Origin of the sequence: Flavonifractor sp. An4 (genome assembly GCF_002161755.1) — a bacterium.
Taxonomy (GTDB): domain Bacteria; phylum Bacillota; class Clostridia; order Oscillospirales; family Oscillospiraceae; genus Flavonifractor; species Flavonifractor avicola.
The window spans coordinates 1-3,022 of record NZ_NFIL01000085.1 but is presented as its reverse complement, the minus strand read 5'-3'; the positions used below and the strand labels follow the sequence as shown (position 1 = coordinate 3,022).

Sequence of the window (3,022 nt, the reverse complement as noted above, 5' to 3'; positions counted from 1 at the left end):
ACGCTATCAGAATACATACGATGTGGTCCGGGAATATGCCGACTATCTGGATCTGTGCCGGAAGCTGGAGTTTCCATTGAGCGATTCCGTCCTGTTTCCCCGGGACCTGCAAAAGGCCCATGACCGGGCCGCCGCCCAATGGAAGCAGGAATTGGACGCCAAGATGCGCCGGGACTTCCATGCGGCGATGGAATCTATCCGCCTCCATGATGACTTTGAGCTGGACGGCATGGTGGTGCTCTGTCCCAAAAGCCCGGAGGACATCATTCAGGAGGGACAGGCCCTCCATCACTGTGTCGGCACCTATGTGGACCGTGTGGCAAGGCAGGAGTGCGTCATCCTGTTTCTGCGTCGGGCGGCTGAAGCGGACAAGCCATTTTACACGCTGGAGATCAGAAACAGAAAAGTGGTCCAGGCTCGATCTGCCAACAATCGCCCAGCCACACCGAAAGTCCAGCGGTTTCTCGACCAGTGGGAGCGGGAAGTCCTGCAAGCCGCATAAGATACGCCTGTCCTATCGGGCTCATACGGGGAGAAAGGATAAAACATGTCAGAACGCAGTAACGCCGGATATGTCATTACCAGCGCCATCCGTGTCGGGGACACAGAATATGTTCTTGGCGAGAACCCCAACGCCCCCGCGCGGTTTGTAACATGGGTGTGCAGAAACGGGAGCGATTACTTTTGGGGCCGCTACACAGATGACCCCCTGACCGCTCTGCGGAACCTGCTGGACCGGGCCGGGAGCGCGCTGGAGGTGCTGGAGCGCCGGCAGAGAGAGGAGGCAGGCCAGCATGAAGATTGAACGCTTCCCACTGCAAGACCGTCTTGCCCTGCTGGACACCGGCCGCTGTGCCCACCCCGAATACGCCGCGGCCATCATCCACCGCTTTGCTGATATGACCCTGCCTGAGTATTTCCAGGGCTTTGAAGCGGAGCTGGAGCGGCTTCGGTCCACCCTGGGCCTATCCCGGGAGCGGGTACAGTCCATGACCTATAAACAGCTTGCCAAGGTCCTGGATGACCGGCTCTCGGTAACTCCCTCCTGCGGAGACGCCTACCTCTATGACGCGGCCGCCCTTCTGCTCCCGCCCCTCCTTGGCGCCCCTCCTGAACAAACAGAGCTTGAGGAGGACGGGGCCCCGCCCCTGGGGCAGCCCCTTCTCCCGCCCCGTTCGCTGGAGGAGCGTCTGAAGGCCAATCTGCCGCCGCGGGACAGTGTCCTTGGGGACATGGAGGCCGGCAGTCTGATCCAGTTCATGGACGAGCTGGTAGCGCCCTGCGCGGCAGAGTTCACGGCCATTTATGAGCAGTATTTTCAGCAGTACGGAAACAAGACGGTCTCTGAATTGGCCGCTGACTGCGCCGCGATGCCGGAAGCGGAGCGGCAGACCGTCCTGTATGAATTGCTGATCCACCCGTTTGCCTCCCTGGAGGAGCATCCCAACAAACGGTATTGCCCCTAAGCCGCCGTCCTGTTACCAAGCGGTACCCTGACGGCGGCGGGCGATGGGTCCCCCATCCAGGTGTATTGGTGAACGGGTGTGGAACAGACGGAGGTACACGACGGCGGCTGGGCGTGTGCTTTCCCACTGGACCGGCCGTCCGAAAAACAAATTGTCAAAATGGAGGTAAACATCATGTTGAATCGAATCATTCTCAGTGGGCGGCTCACCCGGGACCCCGAACTGCGCCGGACACAGAGCGGCATCCCAGTCGCGTCGTTCTCTTTGGCAGTCAACCGGGACTTCAAAGACAAGGCCACCGGGGAAACGCCTGTGGACTTCATCGACATCGTCGCGTGGCGGCATACCGGGGAGTTCGCCGCCAACTATTTCGCCAAGGGCTCCATGGCCGTGGTGGAAGGGCGGCTCCAGATCCGGGACTGGACGGACCGGGAGGGCGGCAGGCGCCGTACCGCCGAGGTCGTGGCCAGCAACATCTACTTCGGGGGCTCCGCCAAGAAAAAGAGCGCCCCCGCCCCCGCCGCGAACGCCGATGCGACCCCGCCGGCGTCAGAGTTTGATGCTGATGCGGACGGCGAACTCCCGTTCTAAAGGAGAGGTGACAGCCCTGTGATGGGGCACCGCCGAAACAACCATCTGCGCCCTGCCTCTGGACCAGAGGCGGGGCGCATTTCCCTTCAGATACCGAAACCGTGTATGGACAAGGAGGTGGAAACATGAACGATAAGGCGGCAGAAAAACTCAGGCACCATATTCTGGACGCCCTTGACCGTCAGCCTTTTTTACAGCGTGAGGGCGACTGCTTCTTTTATGAAATCTATGCCGACTACCGGGACGGGATGGACAGCGCCACCGCGACCAAGCTCCTGTCCGGCGACGACCCCATGCAGAGTTTTTGGGAGTCGCTGGAGGAATGGTATTTCGACTACGAGTGTCAGCTGAGAGATGAACTGGAGCAGGATGTCCAGTCCTCGCTCACCGCCGGGGATGGGCCATATCCAGATGGCTTCACAGCGGAGGAAACCAGGCTGTTCTATGACCTGATGATGGACCATGTGTATTTCAGGCTCCCGGAGAAACACTTCCTGGACCAGACCTTCCCGGTCAATATCATGCTGGACACTGGGGACGGCAACTACGATTATGTCCTCAACAGCGTCTACCCCTGCTGGTATGGCCGCTATGGGGAAACGCTGGACGACCGCGCCGGCATCGTTTGGCTGGCAAAGTCCCAGGGCTATACCCGGGCAAAGCTCCAGCAGGCACTGCGGGACGGGGACACATCCGGGCCCAAAGGCTTCCTGGCAAGTATGCGGGTGGAGGTGGCCAACATCGCCTCCCACATGAACACCGTGACCTTCCTGGTGGAGTTGTCCCTGTCCGACCTGATGGAGCTCAACCGCCTGATCCGGCTCCAGGACCGCAACGGCCACTTCCATGACAGCCGCAAAAATCCCTACTGCGGCTACATCATCCTGGAGAAAGACACCGTGACCGGCCTGTATGACCCTTGGCAGGGCGGCGGAAGCGTGTTTGAAATTCAGCTGGAGCGGGAT

The 3,022-nt window shown here is 60.3% G+C and carries 5 protein-coding genes; all 5 read left to right on the top strand.

Annotation, left to right across the window (positions count from 1 at the left end; all coding sequences use genetic code 11):
• The coding region (locus B5F94_RS15660) for a PcfJ domain-containing protein (RefSeq protein ID WP_204247515.1) at positions 1-502 on the top strand (502 nt) is incomplete at its 5' end.
• A gap of 45 nt (positions 503-547) precedes the next feature.
• Complete coding sequence (locus B5F94_RS15655) at positions 548-805, top strand: hypothetical protein (protein ID WP_087331468.1); 258 nt, start codon at positions 548-550, stop codon at positions 803-805.
• Positions 795-1,466, top strand: coding sequence for a hypothetical protein (locus tag B5F94_RS15650; RefSeq protein WP_087331465.1), 672 nt, complete (start codon positions 795-797; stop codon positions 1,464-1,466). The genes B5F94_RS15655 and B5F94_RS15650 overlap by 11 nt, the downstream gene beginning before the upstream one ends.
• A 174-nt stretch (positions 1,467-1,640) precedes the next feature.
• Entirely contained in the window at positions 1,641-2,057 is a 417-nt protein-coding gene (locus B5F94_RS15645; protein ID WP_087331462.1) for a single-stranded DNA-binding protein, read from the top strand.
• A gap of 125 nt (positions 2,058-2,182) precedes the next feature.
• Positions 2,183-3,022, top strand: an 840-nt coding sequence (locus B5F94_RS15640) for a hypothetical protein (RefSeq protein ID WP_143383335.1), incomplete at its 3' end; no start/stop codon positions are given.

Bases quoted from the DNA above. Each gene is read 5' to 3' on its own strand.
- B5F94_RS15655 (WP_087331468.1), top strand. From the start codon at position 548: ATGTCAGAACGCAGTAACGCCGGATATGTCATTACCAGCGCCATCCGT.
- B5F94_RS15650 (WP_087331465.1), top strand. From the start codon at position 795: ATGAAGATTGAACGCTTCCCACTGCAAGACCGTCTTGCCCTGCTGGAC.
- B5F94_RS15645 (WP_087331462.1), top strand. From the start codon at position 1,641: ATGTTGAATCGAATCATTCTCAGTGGGCGGCTCACCCGGGACCCCGAA.